The organism is Butyrivibrio sp. INlla21, from assembly GCF_900116875.1.
Lineage (GTDB): Bacteria > Bacillota > Clostridia > Lachnospirales > Lachnospiraceae > Butyrivibrio.
In genome coordinates this window covers 160,246-180,149 of sequence record NZ_FPCC01000003.1, presented here as the reverse complement: position 1 = coordinate 180,149, position 19,904 = coordinate 160,246, and the positions used below count along the sequence as shown (strand labels likewise).

Here is a 19,904-nt window from a genome sequence, read left to right as displayed (position 1 = left end):
GAGGAGACTTTATTCATGAAGACATTAAGAGATGTTGCGATCGGACAGACAGCTGTTATTAAGAAGCTGCATGGGGAAGGTCCTACAAGACGCAGAATTATGGACATGGGACTTACAAAAGGAACAGAGATAATTGTTCGCAAGGTAGCGCCTCTTGGTGACCCTATCGAGCTTACAGTCAGAGGCTACGAACTTACAGTTCGTAAAGCAGACGCAGAATTTGTAGAAGTCGAATAATCAGGAGGTTAACATGGAAATCAAGATTGCTCTGGCGGGTAACCCCAACAGCGGAAAAACAACATTATTTAATGATCTTACAGGTAGCAGGCAGTACGTTGGTAACTGGCCCGGTGTTACTGTAGAAAAGAAAGAGGGTAGACTTAAAGGTCAGGAATTTAAGGATGTTATCATCCAGGATCTACCCGGTATTTATTCTCTTTCTCCATATACTCTTGAGGAAGTTGTATCTCGTACATATCTTGTAAATGAGAAGCCCGATGCGATCATCAATATCGTAGACGGTACCAATATAGAACGTAATCTATATCTCACAACTCAGCTTCTTGAGCTCAATATTCCCATTGTAGTTGCACTTAATATGATGGACCTTGTTCGTAAGAACGGTGATAAGCTTGATATCAAGGCTCTTTCAGAGGCACTTGGTTGTGAAGTTGTTGAGCTTTCTGCTCTTAAATCCGAAGGTACGGATGCACTTGTAAAAAAGGCTGTCGCAGCAGCCAAGGAAGGAAAGGCAGCCGACAGAAAAGAAGTTCTTACAGGTGAAGCAAAAGAAGCTATCGAAAAGATAGAAGAAGTTTTGAAGGGTTCGGTTGATGATAAATTCCTTCACTGGACTTCAATAAAAGCTTTTGAGCGTGATTCCAAGGCGTTGGAGGCACTTAATCTTTCTTCAGATAAGAAGGCTCAGATTGAGAGTATTACCAAAGCTTGCGAGGCATCTCTTGATGATGACGCAGAATCAATCATCACTAACGAGAGATATTCTTATATCACAAGCGTGACAGAAAAAGCTGTTAAAAAAGGCCGTGCAAAGGGCGAACTTTCTATTTCCGATAAGATAGACAGAATAGTGACCAATCGTATTTTGGGTCTTCCTATTTTTGCACTTGTTATGTTCCTTATCTATGCGATAGCAATGGGCGGATGGAGCGTATCTATCGGTACAGCGGCAACTGATTTCACCAACGATGTTATCTTCGGTGAGTGGATTCCCGGATTCTTTGATACTTTGCTTACAGCTCTTCATGTTGAAGAGGGAACCGTTCTTTACGGACTTATTCAGGACGGTATTGTTGCAGGTGTCGGAGCCGTTATCGGTTTCGTTCCTCAGATGCTTGTTCTTTTCTTCCTTCTTTCAATCATGGAAGATATCGGATATATGGCTCGTGTAGCATTCGTTATGGACCGTATTTTCAGACAGTTCGGTCTTTCCGGTAAGTCATTTATTCCTTGCCTTGTTGCTACAGGCTGCGGTGTTCCCGGTGTTATGGCAAGCCGTACTATCGAGAACGAGCGTGACAGACGTATGACTATCATGACAACAACATTTATGCCTTGCGGAGCTAAGCTTCCGATTATCGGACTTATTGCAGGTGCCGTATTCGGAGGATCACCTCTTATCGCTGCATCGGCTTACTTTATCGGAATCGGTTCAATCGTTCTTTCAGGTATCATACTTAAGAAGTTCAAGGCATTTGCAGGAATTCCCGCTCCTTTCGTTATGGAGCTTCCCGCATACCATATTCCTTCATGGACAGGTGTGCTTCGTGCAACATGGGAGAGAGGCTGGTCATTCATTAAGCGTGCCGGCAGCGTTATCGTAGTTTCTTCTATCATTATCTGGTTCTTATCCGCATTCGGTAATGTAAACGGAAACTTCGGACTTGTAGACAACCTCTTTGAGGATGAATCAATAGTTACGGAAGAGTATGTTCAGAAGCTTGCTGACAAGATGGATGTTCCCACTGAAGATGTAAATGCTATGGATGCATCACTTCTTGCAGGATTCGGTAATGCATGCTCACCTGTATTTAAGCCCCTTGGATTCGGTAACTGGAAAGCTACCGTTGCAACGATCACAGGTCTTGTTGCAAAAGAAGAAGTAGTAGGAACTTTCGGTGTCCTTTATAACTATGACGATGAGGCTGAGGAGCTCGGAGAAGAGGGTGAACAGATCTGGGATAGAGTAGCTTCAGATTACACACCTCTTGCAGCGTTTGCTTTCATGGTATTTAACCTTCTTTGCGCACCTTGCTTTGCTGCTATCGGTGCGATCAAGAGAGAGATGAACAATGCAAAGTGGACATGGGCAGCTATCGGATATATGACGGTATGGGCATATGTGCTTGCACTTATCACATACAATCTCGGAAGCTTTATAACAGGAGCCGCATCATTTGGATTCGGTACTGTTGTTGCGGTAGTTCTTTTGGCTGCTATAATCTATCTTCTTTTCAGAAAGGGCTATGTAGCTACGGGAAATGAAGGTCTTGAGTCAGCTGTAAAGGCTAATTCATAATTGTTTTAGGATTTTTGGAGGTGGTAAAATGACACCTTTGGTTGGACATATTATAGTAATTGCTGTTTTATGTGCTATAGTTTTTATATGCGGTAAGAATTTTATCAGAAATATCAAACATGAACTTTCGGGCGGAGGCTGTGCTTCCTGCCCGGGAGGTTGTTCTTGCGGCAAATGCGATGGCAAAGGACATAAGTAATTACTTATAATGAATAACAATTTCAGACAGATCGAATATACGGTAACAAAAGATGACGGCATCATAACAGCCGGTGATATTATGCGCCAAAGACTTTTTCTTTCAAGCAGAGAGGTTTCAAGGTGTAAGTGCTTTGATGACGGCGTTATGCTCGACGGTGCCCCTATCAGGATATTCAAAAGGCTTGGTCCCGGGCAGACTCTTACTGTCAGGATTTATGAGGATATAGAGAACGGCTCAGAGATCGTTCCCTCGGACATTCCTGTGGATATCGTATATGAAGATGAGGATCTGATACTTCTTAATAAGCCGGGAGACATGGTCGTCCATCCTTCCTATGCACATTTTTCGGATTCGCTCAGTAACGCTCTTGCAGGTTTGTATAAAAGACGCGGTGAGGAGCATGTAATGCGTGTTATAGGAAGACTTGATCGTGAGACTTCAGGGCTTATTATTTTTGCCAAAAACAGGCACAGCGCGGCGCTTTTATCCAAGCAGGGACAGAATATGTCCAAGAGAAAAGAGTATCTGGCTCTGTGCAGCGGTATCTTTGATAATCCGGAAGGAACCGTGGATGCGCCCATTGAGAGGATTCCCGGTCAGAGAATGATAAGGGAAGTAAGAGAAGACGGAAAAAGAGCGATTACCCATTATAAGGTTATTAAAGCATTCAAGAATTGCAGCCTTGTAAGGCTCCGCCTCGATACGGGAAGAACGCATCAGATAAGAGTTCACATGGCGTATCTTGGTCATCCGCTTCTTGGAGATAACTTCTATGGAAAAGAGATTTCGGAGAATTACGGGCTGACGAGAGCGGCGCTCCATGCGGCATATTTGGAATTTGATCAGCCGATAACGGGAGAAAAGCTTGTCTTTGAAGCTCCGCTTCCGAAGGATATGGAAGAAGCGATGAAAATGATGCGATGATACCATATATAAACGGACAAGAGCAGAAAATGCTTTTGTCCGTTTTTTTCAATTTATCTATTTAAGCAGACTGCCTTTTACAACGGTATTTTTACCAAACTTATCTGCAAGCTCGTCGGCCATCTTGCCAAGCTTCCTGGTCTTATCGTCGGTGGAGAATGCTTCATCGAAAAGGCTCATCTGTCTGTAAGAGCCGTCGTCGAGTTTACTTACTCCGACGCCGACAAGGCGAACGACTTCGCCGTATATAAACAGTCCTTCTTCTCCGAGAAGGAGCTTATCTGCGAGATATTTGGAATATTTATATATTTCAGCGGCATCGGACGTAGAATTATCAAGCTGCATCTGAGATGAATGCCGTTTGAAATTACCTGTTTTGACAGACAGGGTTATAGTTCTTCCGAAAACTTCATCTCTTCGAAGCCTTGATGATACCTTCTCTGATAGATATTTAAGGACGGGAACTATATCTTTATCATAATTATCTGCGTTAAGATCCGAGGATAACGTGGTTTCGTTGGAATAACTCTTGGCTTCTTCATAGGAATCGGAAACATGTGAACTTCCAATACCGTTGGCACTTGCGTAGATGTAGCTTCCCGCGTTATCGCCAAGTATGCCTGTAAGCATCTCATAGTCTGCATTGGCAGCATCACCTATTGTGCGAATCCCAAGGCTATTAAGTCTGCTTGCCGTAGAACCTCCGCATCCGTACAGGTCACCTATTGGAAGCGGCCACATTTTCTCTTCAATTTCATCGGGAAAAAGAGTGTGTATCTTATCGGGCTTGGTAAAATCACTTGCCATCTTGGCCAAAAGCTTATTGTCTGAAATTCCCACATTAACCGTAAAACCTAAAGTATCACGTATCTCGTCTTTGATCTTCCGGGCAACGCAGATGGGAAAAGGGCAGTCGGGTGTTTCAAGATCCTTGTACATCGATCTTGTACCTGTCATATCCATATAAGCTTCATCTATAGAAACTTGCGCAACTACAGGGGCGTATTTATGAAGTATCTCAATAAAAGCATGAGAGCATTCTCTGTAGAAATTAAAGTCAGAGCTTACCATAACAAGGTTAGGGCACTTCTGAAGCGCCTTGACAACGGGCTCGCCCGTAACTATTCCGTATTTCTTGGCAGGGATAGACTTGGCTGTGATGATACCGTGCCTTGTCTTGACATCGCCTCCGACAGCGGAAGGGATAGTTCTAAGGTCAATGCTCCCGGGTTCTTCGCGCAGCTTTTTAACCGCAGACCATGAGAGGAATGCGGAGTTTACATCAACGTGAAATATGAAGTTGTCATAGTCATAAGCCCTTGATTTCTCCATGCTTGTATTATACATCGAACAAACGTGCGAGACAAGACGCCGGTAGAAAGTTTCACAATAATATAGGTTTGGAAAAAAAGTTTCAGAGTTTGATTTGCGCTATGAAATAAAGAGCTTAAAAATGCGAAAAAATTTAAATATCCTAATTGATTCAATTTCGCTAATGGATTAGCATTATTTTAGGAATATGGATATCTATTTCCATGAATGATCACAGGGAGAAGTGAGACGATGAACAGATTTGGCAAGATAGTAGCAATACTGATGGCCGGTGTTCTTACGTTCACATTTACAGCTTGTGGCTCAGCTAAGATCGGAGCCGTTGATGATGAAGCTGTAAAGAGAACCGAGGAACTGGCAGCCGGAGAGTACATAATCGATGAGAACAATTTAGCTCTTGCAGGAAGTGCAGCTTCCAGCCAGGCTTGTATCGATGCGTGCTCAGCAGTTTACAACTTAATAAATCAGCAGAGAACAGCTCAAGGTTTACCGGCTCTTGCTTGGAGCGATCAGCTTACCAATGCAGCACAGGTTCGTGCCAATGAGATCATCACAACATTCTCACACACAAGACCTGACGGATCGGAATTCTGGACAGTAGACAGCAGTGTTCAGTACGGTGAGAATCTTGCTAAGCTTTATCAGTCAGCTGACAGCGTATTCGTAGCTTGGATGAATTCACCTACACACGCAGCCAACATGATGGACGGTGGTTTCAAGACAGTAGGAATCGCAATCGCACAGGATTCTGGCGGCAACTGGTTCTGGGCTCAGGAATTTGGATATTGATAATATGATGATATAACATCCGCATAGATGAACGAATAATTGCTTTCCTTCATTTATGCGGATTTCTTTTCCTAAATACTTATTTTTAAGGAGGTATCTGATATGTTTGGAAACTCTTCGAAAGATATTTACCTTAACAGTGAGACAAGACCGATCTCCGTATCGGGAGCCAATGACAATCCGTATATGCAGGAACTTTTAAGAAGCGAGGAGAGACGCCGTGAGAAACATACGGACGATATCTACAATCGCCAAAACGGATACATTAAGTAAATAACCGAGAATGATCGCATTTAATAAACGAGCCGACCACTTATGTGATCGGCTCGTATTATTATTGCTTTATCATATCATTTCTTTACTGCGTCGCCGTCGGAATACTTCTCGTCGCAGTATTTGCATCTGTAAACTTCGTTCTTTTCATCTGCAAGATAGAAGATCTGAGGAAGCTCCTGCTCGATGGAAGAGATGCATCTGGGGTTGTGACATCTGAGCACGCCGTGAATCTCCTTGGGGAGTACGAGAGCTCTTTTTTCTATGATCTCACCTGCCTTAATAACGTTTACTGTGATGTTGTGGTCTATGAAGGCAAGGATGTCGAGGTTAAGAGTATCTATGTCGCATTCGACCTTTAAGATGTCTTTTTTGCCCATAACCTTACTCTTGGCATTCTTGATTATGGCGACGGTGGAATCGAGCTTATCAAGTCCGAGATGACGATAGATCTGCATTCCTTTTCCGGCCTGGATGTGATCGAGAACGAATCCTTCTTCGATTTTTCCGATATTTAACATGAAATACCTCTTTCTGTTTGATTAAAATTTTCTGAGTAACCCTTCATTCATATGCGCATCTGTCATATCAAGGAGTGTCAGGATGAGTGCCATTCTTACGTATAATCCGTATTGAACCTGCTTAAAGTATGCGGCTCTGGGGTCGCTGTCGATCTCGACTGAGATCTCGTTAACTCTCGGAAGCGGGTGGAGGATAAACATTTTTTCTTTTGCAAGCTCCATCTTGGCTTTGTCGAGTATATAGAAATTCTTCAAACGAATGTAGTCTTCTTCGTTGAAGAAACGTTCTTTCTGAACTCTTGTCATGTAGAGGAAATCGAGCTTTCCGATGACTTCTTCGAGTTTAATAACTTCTTCGTATGTGATGCCCTTGGAATCGAGCATTTCTGTAATGTAATCGGGAACACGGAGCTCTTTGGGAGAAACGAATACGAAGTGGATTCCCTCGTATCTTGTAAGAGCATTGATTAGAGAGTGGACCGTACGACCGAATTTGAGGTCTCCGCAAAGACCGATCGTAAAGTCACCGAGTTTACCGTATAAAGATCTGATGGTTAAAAGATCTGTAAGTGTCTGTGTGGGATGTTGATGACCACCGTCGCCGGCGTTGATAACCGGGATAGAAGATTTGGATGCTGCCACCATAGGAGCGCCTTCCTTGGGGTGACGCATTGCGCATATATCTGCGAAACAGGAAATAACACGAATAGTATCAGCGACACTTTCGCCTTTTGCTGCTGAGGAACTGCCTGCATCGGCAAAGCCGAGCGTCTTTCCTCCAAGTCTTAACATAGCTGTTTCAAAACTTAGTCTTGTTCTGGTACTGGGCTCATAGAAGCACGTTGCAAGGATCTTGCCGTCACACTTATGTGAGTAGGCTTCCATGTTGTTTTCGATGTCATTGGCAACATCGAAGAGCGCCTCGAGTTCATCCACCGTGAAGTCCAGCGGATTCATCATGTGTCGCATGTTATTCATACACTCTCCTCGTTATAAAATTATATTTATTTTACTTTCACATCAAAAATGGATGCAGGAGCTGATCCATCCAAAGGTATATGGTACATCACTTCGTCGTTTCCGTAAACCTTAAAATAGATATATTTTGATGTGACATTGAGACTGTTGGTCACGCCGTTAAACATTGTAACCGTGCCGCTTCCGGTAAGGTCGCAGCGCTTAAGGGCTTCACGGCCGGAAGCAGAGGTTGAATAGTAAATATAGTTGTCATCCATAGTAAAGCAATCGACTCTGTCCATCGTGATCTTGTTCTGCTCACCGTTAAGAAGACTAGTTCTATAGATTGAGTAATTGTCGTCGCCGTTAAGATAGTAGATATAACCGCCCTGAACAACAGGGAAGAAGTAATTGCCATATAAAACAGGAGAAATTGAATCGCCTGCGTTGGTATATAGCGCATGGATATTGTGGTCGTTTGTTACTCCTGTGTAGTAGATAACTCCGCTCTCATAACAGACGGGTGATACATACTCCGTTGAAACAAGAGAAGAATTGGTCTGATCCACGCGTATCTTATGGAGAGAGCCGCCGTTTGGCTTAACCTGATAATACAGGTATTCGCCGCAAAGCTGAACTTCGCCGCAGAAATCACGAAGAAGGCATGTTTGGCTGCGGCCGGAGGTTCTGCATCTGTAGATACCGAACTGGTTGGTCGCGGTTCCGAGGCCCTTAACTCTGCCCGATACTTTGGTCGAATCCATATAGAAATATAAAAACTCTTTTGCTCCGCTGATATATTTGACGCCCATACTTGTAAGACGTTTGGGCTTTGATTCGTCGACATTCATAGAATAGAGACAGTTACTGTCGTTGGGATTGGAGAAATAAACCTTACCGTCCATTTCAAAAAAGAGGCCGGAATTATGAAGATTGCCGGCGCTGTTTCCTCGATCGGTCGGTGACATCGTAACCCGTTGTTCCGAAATATAAACAAGCAGGATACCGACAAGTATAAGCGTTGTCAATATTGTGAATATTACAGTTTTTAATTTCATATCTTTCCCCTCAATGTTTATCCTCATAATTATTATAGGCGCGTTATTTCTTGCTATCAAGCTGTATTTGTTCTAAAATTCAAATAGATAATAAGGTTTTCGGAGGACGAAATGGATTTAAAAGATCTGCGCACAGAAATTGATGCGGTCGACAAACAGATAGTTGAATTGTATGAAAAAAGGATGGATATAGCATCCCGAGTGGCCGATTTTAAGATAAATACGGGCAAAAAAGTTTTTGACAAGCAAAGAGAAGATGAGAAATTAACAGAGATCAAAAAGCTTGCAAAATCTGATTTTAACAGAACGGGACTTGTGGAGCTCTTTTCACAGCTTATGTCCATGAGTAGGAAGCTTCAGTATCAAAAGCTTGCCGAGGCGGGGGCTTCAGGTCAGCTTCCTTTTATAAAGATTGATTCTATAGATAAAAAGAATGCAAGGGTTTGCTTCCAGGGAGCGGCAGGATCATACTCCGAGGGAGCCATGAAACAGTTCTTCGGTGAAGATGTTAACAGCATTCCCGTGGACACGTTCAGGGATGCGATGGCTCTTTTGGAAGAGGGAAGTGCCGATTATGCGGTTCTTCCGATCGAGAATTCCACAGCGGGTATCGTAAGCGAGATCTACGACCTTCTTGCCGAGTATGAGCACTATATAATTGGCGAGCAGATCATAAAGATAAGGCATTGCCTTTTGGGTGTTCCAGGTGCAAAGCTTTCCGATATCAAGACGGTTTATGCACACCCTCAGGCTCTTATGCAGAGCGCAAGATTTCTTTCGGATCACAGCTATATACAGCAGGTCGGTATGAAGAACAATGCGTTTGCAGCAAAGAAGGTTTCTGAGGACAAAGACATAACTCAGGCCGCTATCGCAAGTGCGGGGGCTGCGAAGGTTTACGGGCTTGATATCATTGAAGAAGGCATCAATTCAGCCGATGCCAATTCAACAAGGTTTATCATCATTACCAATCAGAAGGTTTTCCTTAAGGATGCCAAGAAGATAAGCTTATGCCTTGAGATTCCGCATGAGGCGGGTTCGTTGTACCACCTTATGTCACATTTTATCTATAACAATCTCAATATGTCCAAGATTGAGTCAAGGCCTATTGAGGACAGAAATTGGGAATACAGATTCTTTATTGATTTTGACGGTAACCTGGCAGACAGTGCTGTTAAGAATGCACTTAGGGGGCTGCGCGAAGAAGCGAGAATGCTCAGGATACTGGGTAACTACTAAGAAGACCTGACAGCTTAAGTTTTTACGTGATTTTCACAGAGGGTATTGATTATGATGGGTGAGGTATTTGCTGCAATTGATGTGGGTTCATACGAGATCGCACTCAAGATCTTCGAGCTTTCCAAGAGGAAAGGTGTAAGAGAGCTTGATCATATTAGGCATCGTATGGATATCGGAAGTGAGACTTATGCAACCGGCAGGATCTCGAGTCTTCATGTCGATGAGATGATAAGGATCCTTTCGGAGTTTAAGAAGATAATGAAGGAGTATGGGGCTTCGCATTATCAGGCTTACGGAACGAGCGCGATAAGAGAGACCAAGGATATTTTGATCGTTCGTGATCTTATCGAGCAAAGGACCGGAATTCACATCGATGTCTTAAGTAACTCGGAGCAGCGCTTTATTGATTATAAGTCGATTGCTCTAAGGCACGATAAGTTTGAGAAGGTGCTGGAGAAGCCGACTGCGATAGTTGATATCGGAGGCGGAAGTATTCAGATATCTCTTTTTGAAAAAGACACTTTGGTTGCCACTCAGAACCTTATGACAGGTGTGCTTAGGCTTCATACGACAATGGAGCAGGTGCACGCTTCAAGATTAAAATACTCAGAGCTTGTTTCGGAGCTTGTTAATTCAAGACTTTCCGTTTTCGCCAAGATGCATCTTAAGGATAAAAAGATAGAGAATCTTATCATAATAGATGACTATGTTTCTCCTATAATGCAAAAGATTAGATCAGGTGATGACGGAGACGGCTTTGCCACAAGGGATGAATTTAATAAGATCATCAAAGTGGCTGATGAAATGAGTGATTATGAAGTTGCCAAGAAGCTCGGGATTCCCGAAGAGAACGTTCCGCTTTTGCATGTTGCAAGTACACTTATAAAATGTATTTTGGATGCTACGAAGGCAGAGAATCTCTGGGCTCCCGGAATTACGCTCTGCGACGGTATCGCATATGAATATGCGGAGAAAAAAGACTATATCAGATCGCCGCATGATTTTGAGCAGGACATCATAGCCTGTGCTCAGAATATTTCCAAGAGATATATGGGAAGTAAGTCAAGAAGAGAGACACTAAAAAAGATTGCGCTTACGATCTTTGACAGTACAAAAGAGATCCACGGTCTTTCAGACAGAGACAGACTTCTTTTAGAGATTGCGACAACGCTCCATGACTGCGGTAAATATATTAGTCTTGTTTATCTTGGCGATTGTTCCTACAACATTATCATGTCGACCGAGATCATAGGTCTTTCTCATATTGAGAGGTCGATAGTCGCCAATGTTGTCAGATTCAATCACGAGGAGTTTGAGTATTATAACAGCGGATCTGAATTCTTTGACGGACTTTCAAGAGAAGACTATCTGAGGATTTCCAAGCTGACCGCTATCATGCGTGTGGCGAACGGACTTGACAGAACGCACAAGCAAAAATTCAGGGACGTTACGGTCAGCATTAAAGACAGAAACCTTATTATCAATGTTGATACATCTGCGGATATTACACTTGAGAAAGGGCTCTTCTTTAACAGAGCGGCTTTCTTTGAAGAAGTATTTGGACTCAAACCTGTTATTCGTCAAAAGAAATTGATGTAAATATGAGAGGGAATCTATGGCAAAGGGCGGACATAAAAAATTAAATGAATTTGATTTTGAAAATCCAAAGCTCTATATCAACAGGGAACTTAGCTGGATAAGCTTTAATTCGAGAGTTCTTTCCGAGGCGGAAGATGCTTCAAATCCGCTTTTTGAAAGACTTAAGTTCCTTAGCATATCTGCGAGCAATCTCGATGAGTTTTTCATGGTAAGAGTTGCTTCGCTCAAAGATATGATCAATGCCGAGTACAGTAAGCTCGATATCGCGGGCATGACTGCCAAACAGCAGCTTGATGCTGTACTTAGAGATCTGCACAGATTTGTGGATCATCAGTACAACATTTACAACGACATGCTCATCCCGCTTCTTGGAAAAGAGGAGCTGTATATCTGTGATCCCAAGAACCTTTCCGATAAGGACAAGGATTATCTGAGCAGATATTTTGATGAGTTTGTTTATCCCGTGCTTACTCCGATGGCAGTTGATTCATCTAGACCTTTTCCGCTTATCAGAAATAAGACGCTCAATATCGGATCTCTTTTGAAAAAGAAAGAGGGAAAAGATGATGTCGATTTCGCAACGGTTCAGGTTCCGGATGTTCTTCCGAGAGTAATTGAGCTTCCGCAGGAATTTGAAGATGAAACAATAAGAAGAGTTGTTCTTTTGGAGCAGCTTATCATGGCGTATGTAGATAAGCTTTATCTTAACTACGATGTAATTACGAGTGCGCCGTACAGAGTTGAGAGAAACGCCGATCTTTCGATAGATGAGGATGAGGCGGAGGATCTTTTAAAAGAGATCGAGAAGCAGATCAAGCGTCGCCAGTGGGGACAAGCGATAAGACTTGAAGTGGACAAGAGCATCGATAAAAAGCTGCTTAAGTTTATTTCAAGAGAGCTTCAGGTAGATGACAGCGAGATATTCTCCGTTAACGGACCTCTTGATCTTACGTTTCTTATGAAGGTTTATAAGCTTGAAGGTTTTGATGAGCTTAAAGAGCACAGCTACAAGGCACCTCAGGCTGTTCCCGAGTTCGACAAGGGCGAGGATATATTTGAGGTTATAAGTAAGGGTGATATTCTTATGCACCATCCTTACGAGACTTTTGAGAATGTCGTCAAGTTCGTTGAGAACGCGGCCGTAGATCCCAATGTCCTTGCGATCAAACAGACTCTTTACAGAGTAAGCGGTAATTCTCCGATTATCGCCGCACTTGCAAAGGCCGCAGATAACGGCAAGCAGGTTACGGTGCTTGTTGAATTAAAGGCTAGATTTGATGAAGAAAATAACATCGTATGGGCCAAGATGCTTGAGAAAGCGGGCTGCCATGTTATTTACGGACTAGTGGGACTTAAGACTCACTGTAAGATCACTCTCATAGTAAGACGTGAGGAGGACGGTATCAAGAGATACGTTCATCTTGCGACGGGTAACTACAATGATTCAACGGCTAAGCAGTATACGGATGTCGGACTCTTTACCTGCGCACCTGCGTACGGTGAAGATGCGACCGCTGTGTTTAATATGCTTTCGGGTTATTCGGAGCCTCTTTCATGGAACAAGCTATCACTTGCTCCGTTGTGGCTTAAGGACAGGATCATCGATCTTATTAAAAGAGAAGAAGAGCATGCTCTTTCAGGTGAGCCTGCAAGGATCATCGCCAAGATGAATTCCATCTGTCACAAAGAGGTTATCGCAGAGCTTTACAGAGCAAGCTGCGCGGGCGTTAAGATCGATCTTATCGTAAGAGGTATATGCTGCCTTAAGGCAGGTATTCCGGAGATCTCGGAGAACATAACTGTCAGATCCATTGTCGGAAACTTCCTTGAGCATAGCAGGATCTTTTACTTTGAAAACGGCGGAAGTCCCGAGTACTATGCAAGCAGTGCGGACTGGATGCCTCGTAACTTGGAGCGCCGTGTAGAGATCATGTTCCCTGTTGAAAACGATAAGCTCAAAGCTAAGCTGTGGCACATTCTTGATACCGAGCTTAAGGATACCGAGAAGGCACACGTAATGAACGAGAACGGAGTGTACGTTAAACAGTCGGCTGTTTTGCCTGAAGGATCGAAAAAGATCAACTCGCAGAAGATTTTCGGAGATGAGGCTTCGAAGGCTGTCGGCGAGCTGAATACACAGAATTCAAGAGTATTTGTTCCTGAGATGAATCCGGACAATAGATTTTGAATGTTATAATAAACAAAAAAGGAAAGAGGATTTATTTGTAATGCGTTATATTTTGGCATCGGGTTCTCCCCGAAGAAAGGAGCTCCTTTCAAAACTAATAAAAGAATTTGAGATTATACCGGCTGTGGGAGATGAGTCCACGACAAAGGTCAGACCGTTTGAAGTTGTCGAGGAATTGTCTTTCAAGAAAGCTTCAGAAATTTTTCACAAAATTTTTACCGAAGATGGAGCAAAGCCTGTTGTAATAGGCGCCGACACAGTCGTATCATATAATTATAAGATACTTGGTAAGCCTAAGGACAGAGAAGATGCAAGGAAAATGATATCTTCCATGCAAGGCAACGAGCACACGGTCTATACAGGGGTGACCGTTTTTTATCAAAAAGACGGGAAAGTAGAGCACTTTACGTTTTCCGAAGAGACTATCGTATATGTGACATCAATGACCGATGAAGAGATCGCTGCTTATCTCGAAACGGGAGAAGCAGACGACAAAGCAGGTGCTTACGGCGTCCAGGGACAGTTCGGAAAGTTTATTAACGGAATCAGAGGAGATTACTTTAATGTTGTCGGGCTTCCTATAGCAAGGCTTTACCGGGAAATGAAAAAAAGAAGTTTGTTATAAGTGGAGGTTTTGTATGCACGAGTATGATGAAGCGGTTTTGAAATGTTTTCTTGAGAATCAGGGACAGCTTTTTCCTGAAAATGTAGCAGAGAACATGGAAGAGGCTGAGGCTTTTCTGGAGGATTCCATGGCGGTTGTTGTTGACGGCCCCGATGAAGTTATGGAATACTTCGAAGAGACAGGCGTTGACGTGGAAGATGACAACGTGCTTGATGCAGATGAGGTTTTTGACATAGGAGATGGCAGATATCTCATTGTAGAGGCTTGATGATCGGAGTTTTTTAATATGAGTATATCCGCTAAAAAAATATTTTTCTTTGATCTTGATGGGACTTTGCTTACGAGTAGTAAGCAGGTCTCAGAAAAGACCATGGAAGCCCTTAAAAAATTCACGGATGCGGGAAATCATTTCTGCATTAATACCGGGCGGGCGATTGACAGCGCTAAAGCTGTCGCTTCCGACCTGGGGCTGAATTTTAAGGGCTCTTTTTTATGTGGCAGCGACGGAACGGAGATCTTTGATGTCGACAAGGGTGAATACGTCTACAAGGTAGGTGTTCCGCTTGAACTTATCCGTCCTATCTTTGATCTGGCAAAAAAATATGATGTTCATATCCACGCTTACACGGAGACTCACCTTGTTTCATTAAATGACGGCGAGTGCATGAAATACTACAGAAGAGTTATAAAGACTCCTCTCATTATTACTGATGATATCTTAAAAGAAGTAAAGACGCCTCCGTCAAAGCTCTTATCGGTTGAGCTTCACGACCATGACAAACAGGAGCGTTTCAGAGAGGCTCTTCATAAGATGACGGGTGATGTGCTCACGACTCTTTATTCCAATCCGTATTATCTGGAAATCTTCCCTGCTGAAGCAGGAAAAGGAAGTGTTGTAAAACGCCTTTCTGATTATCTGGAAATCCCGATTGAGAATACGTATGCTGCGGGCGATGAAGAAAATGATATTTCGATGTTGCAGGCTGCGGGCTGCGGAATCGCAATGATAAACGGTAAGGATAACGTGAAGGCATGTGCGGATGTAATCACCAAGGAAGACAACGACCACGACGGACTGGCGGAGTATATACTGGGAGCGATATAAATGAGAGCAATTGATCTACACACACATTCGAATAATTCCGACGGAACTTTTACCGTTAAGGAACTAATGGATTATGCATATAAAAAAGACTTGGCGGCGATCGCACTTACAGACCACGATACGGTCAAGGGACTTGATGAAGCTATAAGCTATGCGGAAAAGCATTGCCCCGGACTTGAGGTTATTCCGGGCGTTGAAGTCTCAACCGTAAATGAGGGCAAGGATTGTCATATCGTCGGTCTCTATATCAATCATCACGATGAGACTTTTCTTAATAGGTTAAAAGAGCTTCATGATGTGCGCGAAAGAAGAAATGTCGAGATCGCAGCGAATCTTCATAATATCGCAGGCTTTGATTTTACCTATGAAGACGTTCAAAAAGAATTCCCCGGAGCTGTTATAACAAGAGCTCATTTTGCGAAATATCTTTTGGATAAAGGCTATGTCGGAAGCTGGCAGGAGGCCTTTGACAGATATATCGGAGAGGGTAAGCCCTGCTTTGTTCCTCCGAACAGGATAGATCCCGAAACAGGCGTAAGATACATTCTTGATGCGGGTGGTGTTCCGGTTCTTGCACATCCTATTTTGTATCATCTTAGTGATGAGAAGCTTGAAGCGCTTGTTTCAAGGCTTAAGGATGCGGGACTTATCGGAATAGAAGCCATTTATTCAACGTATGATTCACGAGATGAGAGACAGATAAAAGACCTTGCGAAGAAGTATGATCTTCTTATAAGCGGCGGCTCCGATTTCCATGGTAAAAATAAACCGAAGATCGATTTGGGAAGCGGCATGGGAAAGCTGTTTATTCCTGAGGATTTACTTGATGCGCTTAAGGCTGCGAGAGGTTGACAGAGCACGCGTTTTTGTGCTTTAATGAATTAAATTGTGAAAATTCAGGGGGCATTATTCCATGAGTGAAAATAATAAGATACCTTATAAAATTTATTTAAGTGAGGACGAGATTCCCAAGCAGTGGTACAACGTAAGGGCTGATATGAAAAATAAGCCTGCTCCGCTTCTTAATCCGGGAACACTTGAGCCTATGGGCTTTGAAGATCTTCGTCCCGTATTTTGCGATGAGCTTATTAAGCAGGAACTTGACGATACAACTCCTTATATTGATATTCCTCAGGAAGTTCAGGACTTCTACAAGATGTACAGACCTTCACCTTTGGTAAGAGCGTACTGTCTTGAGAAGGCACTCGGAACACCTGCCAAGATCTATTACAAATTTGAAGGTAACAACACAAGCGGAAGCCACAAGCTTAACTCCGCTATTGTTCAGGCATATTACGCCAAGAAGCAGGGGCTTAAGGGCGTTACCACAGAGACCGGTGCAGGTCAGTGGGGAACAGCTCTTTCAATGGCATCTGCATATCTTGGAATTGATTGTAAAGTATACATGGTTAAGGTTTCATATGAGCAGAAGCCTTTCAGAAGAGAGGTTATGCGTACATACGGTGCAAGCGTAACGCCTTCACCTTCAATGGATACTGAGATCGGACGTAAGATCAACGCCGAGCATCCCGGAACAACAGGTTCACTCGGATGTGCTATCTCAGAGGCTGTAGAAGTTGCAACCAAGACAGAGGGCTACAGATATGTTCTTGGTTCGGTTCTTAACCAGGTACTTCTTCATCAGACAGTTATCGGTCTTGAGGCTAAGGCCGCACTTGATAAGTACAACATCACACCTGATGTCATCATAGGATGTGCAGGTGGCGGATCAAACCTCGGCGGACTTATTTCTCCTTTCATGGGCGAGAAGCTCAGAGGAGAGAAGGATTACAGAATTGTCGCTGTTGAGCCCGCAAGCTGCCCGAGCTTTACAAGAGGTAAGTTTGCATACGACTTCTGCGACACCGGAATGGTATGTCCTCTTGCCAAGATGTACACACTCGGAAGTAACTTCATTCCTTCTGCGAACCATGCAGGCGGACTTAGATATCACGGCATGAGCCCGATCCTTTCACAGCTCTATCACGATGGTTATATGGAGGCTATTTCTGTTGAGCAGACATCTGTATTCGAAGCAGCTCAGCAGTTTGCAAGAGTTGAGGGTATTCTTCCCGCACCCGAATCAAGCCACGCTATCAGAGCAGCGATCGATGAAGCTCTTAAGTGCAAGGAGACCGGAGAGGAGAAGACAATTCTCTTTGGCCTTACGGGAACAGGATATTTCGATATGGTTGCATATCAGAAATTCAACGACGGCGAGATGACAGATTATATTCCTTCAGATGAGGAGCTTGCAAAGAGCTTTGCAACACTTCCAAAGGTTAATGGATAATATATAGACATTCACCCGCGAATGCTTGTTTTCTGTCTCGCATAGATTTACTAAAATTCAAAAACAGGAAAATGTCTCATTTCGTGTTACTCATGGAATTCGACATTTTCCTGTTTTTTTATTTTGTAAATCACTGCTCGTGCGAGAACAGCGCATTTGCGGGTGAATTGTCTATATATTAGCTATTATACCTTTGCGGTATTCTAATTGGTATTGCTTAGGTGATACACCAACTTGTTTGGTAAATGTTCTTGAAAAATTGGAGTAGTTGTTGAAGCCTGATTTGAAGCAAGCTTCATAGGCTGTGCTTCCTTCTCGCAAATGCTTGCATGCAAGTGCTATTCTTTTTGCGATGACATATTGGGAAATTGAAAGTCCCGATATTTTTTTTACGCATCTTGATATATATGTTCCGTTACTGTGGATTTCTTTTTCCAAGATCTTAAGTGAGATATCGTCTGTAAGATGCTTGTCTATGTAATTAAATGTTCTTTTTACGATGTCGGGCATCTTATCTTGTGAAATGGTTATATCGTTATGTTTATATTTTTTGTTTAGCATAACCATGATGATCTTAAGATAAGACATGGCGAGGATCACGGATTCGGGAGAGTTATTAAAAAGATTATCCTGAAGCTTTCTGCTTAACAGATCTATCTCTTCGAGTTCTTCCTCCTCCAGATGAAAAGAGTGAATCTTCTTGTCGTTATATGGCTTAAAACAGTTGTTTAGGCTATATTCTGATGTTGAAGCATCGTCTATTATATTTTCACTTACGTTTATTACAATTCTATCGTAGATACCGGGAGTCGAAAGCTTTCCTCTGTGGAATCTGTACTTTGGGACCAGTGCGACATCACCGCGTTCCATTTCGATACCGGAATTATCCGTAAAAAGACTAAGGCGACCTTTTTTAATGATCAGTATCTCGTGGCAGGTGTGATTATGCATGTCATCAGTCTCGTCGAGAGGATCGGTAATGGTCTTTACTTCGCATACAAGGTCGGAACCCATAGCCTGATAAAGTTTTCTTCCTTTTTCGTTCATAATTTCTTTCCTTTAATATGACTTTGAAAGTATTATATCGTGATTACGTTTATACCACAATCATAAAAATTGCGCAAACTGATATAAGTATTGTACAGAATTTTATATGTTTTTTGTTGCAACATGCATAAAACGCCGAAAATAGGTATTATTCCAAAATATACATGGTCGCATTTTGCAATATTTTAATCATATCTGTAAAGGAGAAATCTATACTTAAGTGATAAAGTGAGCTTATCAGAAAACTTGAAGGAGAAAGAAAGTGGCTAGAGATAAAGCTTTTAAAGCACCAAAAGTAAAGTTCGACAAAGTCTACTTCAAGAGATATTATCAGCTGTATCTTTTATTGGCATTACCTTTGATATATCTTTTGATATTCAAGTATATTCCCATGTGGTACATACTTATCGCATTCAAAAAATACAGTATTGTCTTGCCCGTTCATAAGATGGCATGGGCCAAGAACAACGGTATGGAGTTTTTTATAAAAGCTTTCAAGTCAAAAGACTTTATGATAGCGCTTAAAAATACCATTGTTCTTAATCTTAAAGATCTGATCGTAGGTTTCCCGGTTCCGATAATATTTGCTCTTATATTAAACGAGCTTAGAGTTAAGCGATTTAAAAAGGTTGTGCAGACGATCACTTACATGCCTCACTTTCTTTCATGGGTTGTTATCTATGGATTGGCGCTGCAGCTTTTTGCTCCTTCAACCGGACTTGTAAATATATTCATCGAAAAGCTTGGCGGAACTTCCGTAAATTTCCTTGGTGAACCCGGAAATTGGGTGAGAACTTATATAGGACTTGGAATCTGGCAGAGCTTTGGCTGGAATTCGATCATATATCTTGCAGCGATCGCAGGAATCTCGCCCGATCTTTATGAAGCGGCGAGCGTGGACGGCGCTTCAAGATTTCAAAAGATGTGGCATATAACACTTCCCGGAATCAGATCAACTATAATCGTTCTTCTGATCATGGCACTTGGAAATATCATAGGTTCAGGATTTGACAGACCTTTTGCACTTGCCAATCCCACTGTGCTTGAAAAAGCTGAAGTAATTGCTACGTATGTTTATAAGGCAGGTATTAAAGGCTCGCAGTTTTCTCTTACCGCCGCGGTTGGCTTATTCCAATCTGTAGTAAATGTATTCTTCTTGTTAGGCGCCAACTGGTTATCCAGAAAATTTGGCGAACGCGGAATCTGGTAGGAG

General features: G+C 42.7%; 20 protein-coding genes. 15 read left to right on the top strand and 5 right to left on the bottom strand.

All coding sequences use genetic code 11. The annotated features are described in order from the left end of the window. Positions 1 to 15: 15 nt before the first annotated feature. The 4 genes from BM377_RS02370 to BM377_RS02360 are packed head-to-tail and all read left to right on the top strand — an operon-like array spanning position 16 to position 3,665. Entirely contained in the window at positions 16 to 237 is a 222-nt protein-coding gene (locus BM377_RS02370; protein WP_092243121.1) for a FeoA family protein, read from the top strand. A gap of 13 nt (positions 238 to 250) precedes the next feature. Next, positions 251 to 2,539, top strand: a complete 2,289-nt coding sequence (gene feoB / locus BM377_RS02365; protein WP_092243119.1) for a ferrous iron transport protein B — start codon at positions 251 to 253, stop codon at positions 2,537 to 2,539. Positions 2,540 to 2,567: 28 nt separating this feature from the next. Further along, positions 2,568 to 2,738: a hypothetical protein gene (locus BM377_RS16260; protein ID WP_177223771.1), complete on the top strand. Its 171-nt coding sequence runs from the start codon at positions 2,568 to 2,570 to the stop codon at positions 2,736 to 2,738. Positions 2,739 to 2,747: 9 nt separating this feature from the next. Further along, positions 2,748 to 3,665 (top strand): RluA family pseudouridine synthase, encoded by a 918-nt coding sequence (locus tag BM377_RS02360; protein ID WP_092243118.1) that lies wholly within the window; start codon positions 2,748 to 2,750, stop codon positions 3,663 to 3,665. A gap of 57 nt (positions 3,666 to 3,722) precedes the next feature. Here BM377_RS02360 and BM377_RS02355 read toward each other — a convergent pair whose 3' ends face one another. Then, complete coding sequence (locus BM377_RS02355; RefSeq protein ID WP_092243117.1) at positions 3,723 to 5,012, bottom strand: DNA polymerase Y family protein; 1,290 nt, start codon at positions 5,010 to 5,012, stop codon at positions 3,723 to 3,725. Positions 5,013 to 5,228: 216 nt separating this feature from the next. Here BM377_RS02355 and BM377_RS02350 point away from each other — a divergent pair, with 216 nt between their 5' ends. Next, on the top strand, positions 5,229 to 5,786 hold the full coding sequence (locus BM377_RS02350) for a CAP domain-containing protein (protein ID WP_242948069.1): 558 nt from the start codon (positions 5,229 to 5,231) through the stop codon (positions 5,784 to 5,786). A 102-nt stretch (positions 5,787 to 5,888) separates the two neighbouring features. Continuing rightward, the gene (locus BM377_RS16255) at positions 5,889 to 6,059 is read left to right on the top strand and encodes a hypothetical protein (protein WP_158588926.1); all 171 of its coding nucleotides are present in this window, start codon (positions 5,889 to 5,891) and stop codon (positions 6,057 to 6,059) included. A 77-nt stretch (positions 6,060 to 6,136) separates the two neighbouring features. Here BM377_RS16255 and BM377_RS02345 read toward each other — a convergent pair whose 3' ends face one another. From BM377_RS02345 to BM377_RS02335, 3 genes are read right to left on the bottom strand one after another with little or no spacing between them, the layout of a single operon-like run. Continuing rightward, positions 6,137 to 6,580, bottom strand: coding sequence for an aspartate carbamoyltransferase regulatory subunit (locus tag BM377_RS02345; RefSeq protein WP_092243112.1), 444 nt, complete (start codon positions 6,578 to 6,580; stop codon positions 6,137 to 6,139). Positions 6,581 to 6,601: 21 nt separating this feature from the next. Further along, positions 6,602 to 7,549 (bottom strand): aspartate carbamoyltransferase, encoded by a 948-nt coding sequence (pyrB, locus tag BM377_RS02340; protein WP_092243273.1) that lies wholly within the window; start codon positions 7,547 to 7,549, stop codon positions 6,602 to 6,604. A 35-nt stretch (positions 7,550 to 7,584) separates the two neighbouring features. After that, on the bottom strand, positions 7,585 to 8,595 hold the full coding sequence (locus BM377_RS02335; protein WP_177223770.1) for a DUF5050 domain-containing protein: 1,011 nt from the start codon (positions 8,593 to 8,595) through the stop codon (positions 7,585 to 7,587). Positions 8,596 to 8,706: 111 nt separating this feature from the next. On the opposite strand from BM377_RS02335, the gene pheA reads away from it, so the two are divergent. The 8 genes from pheA (at position 8,707) to BM377_RS02295 (ending at position 17,644) form a co-directional block, all read left to right on the top strand. Beyond that, positions 8,707 to 9,834 carry a prephenate dehydratase gene (pheA, locus tag BM377_RS02330; RefSeq protein ID WP_092243107.1) on the top strand — a complete coding sequence of 376 codons (1,128 nt, stop codon included), beginning with the start codon at positions 8,707 to 8,709 and terminating at the stop codon, positions 9,832 to 9,834. 51 nt (positions 9,835 to 9,885) lie between these two features. Next, positions 9,886 to 11,433, top strand: a complete 1,548-nt coding sequence (locus BM377_RS02325; RefSeq protein ID WP_092243106.1) for a Ppx/GppA phosphatase family protein — start codon at positions 9,886 to 9,888, stop codon at positions 11,431 to 11,433. Between the two features lie 16 nt (positions 11,434 to 11,449). Beyond that, entirely contained in the window at positions 11,450 to 13,621 is a 2,172-nt protein-coding gene (locus BM377_RS02320; RefSeq protein ID WP_092243104.1) for an RNA degradosome polyphosphate kinase, read from the top strand. A 40-nt stretch (positions 13,622 to 13,661) separates the two neighbouring features. Then, complete coding sequence (locus tag BM377_RS02315) at positions 13,662 to 14,246, top strand: Maf family protein (protein WP_092243101.1); 585 nt, start codon at positions 13,662 to 13,664, stop codon at positions 14,244 to 14,246. 13 nt (positions 14,247 to 14,259) lie between these two features. Continuing rightward, positions 14,260 to 14,514, top strand: coding sequence for a glyoxalase (locus BM377_RS02310; RefSeq protein WP_092243098.1), 255 nt, complete (start codon positions 14,260 to 14,262; stop codon positions 14,512 to 14,514). Positions 14,515 to 14,532: 18 nt separating this feature from the next. Beyond that, positions 14,533 to 15,351 carry a Cof-type HAD-IIB family hydrolase gene (locus BM377_RS02305; protein ID WP_092243095.1) on the top strand — a complete coding sequence of 273 codons (819 nt, stop codon included), beginning with the start codon at positions 14,533 to 14,535 and terminating at the stop codon, positions 15,349 to 15,351. Continuing rightward, entirely contained in the window at positions 15,352 to 16,203 is an 852-nt protein-coding gene (locus BM377_RS02300; protein WP_092243092.1) for a PHP domain-containing protein, read from the top strand. A gap of 61 nt (positions 16,204 to 16,264) precedes the next feature. Then, positions 16,265 to 17,644: a TrpB-like pyridoxal phosphate-dependent enzyme gene (locus BM377_RS02295; protein WP_092243089.1), complete on the top strand. Its 1,380-nt coding sequence runs from the start codon at positions 16,265 to 16,267 to the stop codon at positions 17,642 to 17,644. Positions 17,645 to 17,815: 171 nt separating this feature from the next. Here BM377_RS02295 and BM377_RS02290 read toward each other — a convergent pair whose 3' ends face one another. Next, positions 17,816 to 18,691, bottom strand: coding sequence for an AraC family transcriptional regulator (locus tag BM377_RS02290; protein WP_092243086.1), 876 nt, complete (start codon positions 18,689 to 18,691; stop codon positions 17,816 to 17,818). Positions 18,692 to 18,953: 262 nt separating this feature from the next. On the opposite strand from BM377_RS02290, the gene BM377_RS02285 reads away from it, so the two are divergent. After that, entirely contained in the window at positions 18,954 to 19,901 is a 948-nt protein-coding gene (locus BM377_RS02285; RefSeq protein ID WP_242948068.1) for an ABC transporter permease, read from the top strand. The last annotated feature ends 3 nt before the right edge of the window (positions 19,902 to 19,904 follow it).

Coding starts and splice junctions, on each gene's coding strand:
- BM377_RS02370 (WP_092243121.1), top strand. CDS start 16: ATGAAGACATTAAGAGATGTTGCGATCGGACAGACAGCTGTTATTAAG.
- feoB (WP_092243119.1), top strand. CDS start 251: ATGGAAATCAAGATTGCTCTGGCGGGTAACCCCAACAGCGGAAAAACA.
- BM377_RS16260 (WP_177223771.1), top strand. CDS start 2,568: ATGACACCTTTGGTTGGACATATTATAGTAATTGCTGTTTTATGTGCT.
- BM377_RS02360 (WP_092243118.1), top strand. CDS start 2,748: ATGAATAACAATTTCAGACAGATCGAATATACGGTAACAAAAGATGAC.
- BM377_RS02355 (WP_092243117.1), bottom strand. CDS start 5,012: ATGTATAATACAAGCATGGAGAAATCAAGGGCTTATGACTATGACAAC.
- BM377_RS02350 (WP_242948069.1), top strand. CDS start 5,229: ATGAACAGATTTGGCAAGATAGTAGCAATACTGATGGCCGGTGTTCTT.
- BM377_RS16255 (WP_158588926.1), top strand. CDS start 5,889: ATGTTTGGAAACTCTTCGAAAGATATTTACCTTAACAGTGAGACAAGA.
- BM377_RS02345 (WP_092243112.1), bottom strand. CDS start 6,580: ATGTTAAATATCGGAAAAATCGAAGAAGGATTCGTTCTCGATCACATC.
- pyrB (WP_092243273.1), bottom strand. CDS start 7,549: ATGCGACACATGATGAATCCGCTGGACTTCACGGTGGATGAACTCGAG.
- BM377_RS02335 (WP_177223770.1), bottom strand. CDS start 8,595: ATGAAATTAAAAACTGTAATATTCACAATATTGACAACGCTTATACTT.
- pheA (WP_092243107.1), top strand. CDS start 8,707: ATGGATTTAAAAGATCTGCGCACAGAAATTGATGCGGTCGACAAACAG.
- BM377_RS02325 (WP_092243106.1), top strand. CDS start 9,886: ATGATGGGTGAGGTATTTGCTGCAATTGATGTGGGTTCATACGAGATC.
- BM377_RS02320 (WP_092243104.1), top strand. CDS start 11,450: ATGGCAAAGGGCGGACATAAAAAATTAAATGAATTTGATTTTGAAAAT.
- BM377_RS02315 (WP_092243101.1), top strand. CDS start 13,662: ATGCGTTATATTTTGGCATCGGGTTCTCCCCGAAGAAAGGAGCTCCTT.
- BM377_RS02310 (WP_092243098.1), top strand. CDS start 14,260: ATGCACGAGTATGATGAAGCGGTTTTGAAATGTTTTCTTGAGAATCAG.
- BM377_RS02305 (WP_092243095.1), top strand. CDS start 14,533: ATGAGTATATCCGCTAAAAAAATATTTTTCTTTGATCTTGATGGGACT.
- BM377_RS02300 (WP_092243092.1), top strand. CDS start 15,352: ATGAGAGCAATTGATCTACACACACATTCGAATAATTCCGACGGAACT.
- BM377_RS02295 (WP_092243089.1), top strand. CDS start 16,265: ATGAGTGAAAATAATAAGATACCTTATAAAATTTATTTAAGTGAGGAC.
- BM377_RS02290 (WP_092243086.1), bottom strand. CDS start 18,691: ATGAACGAAAAAGGAAGAAAACTTTATCAGGCTATGGGTTCCGACCTT.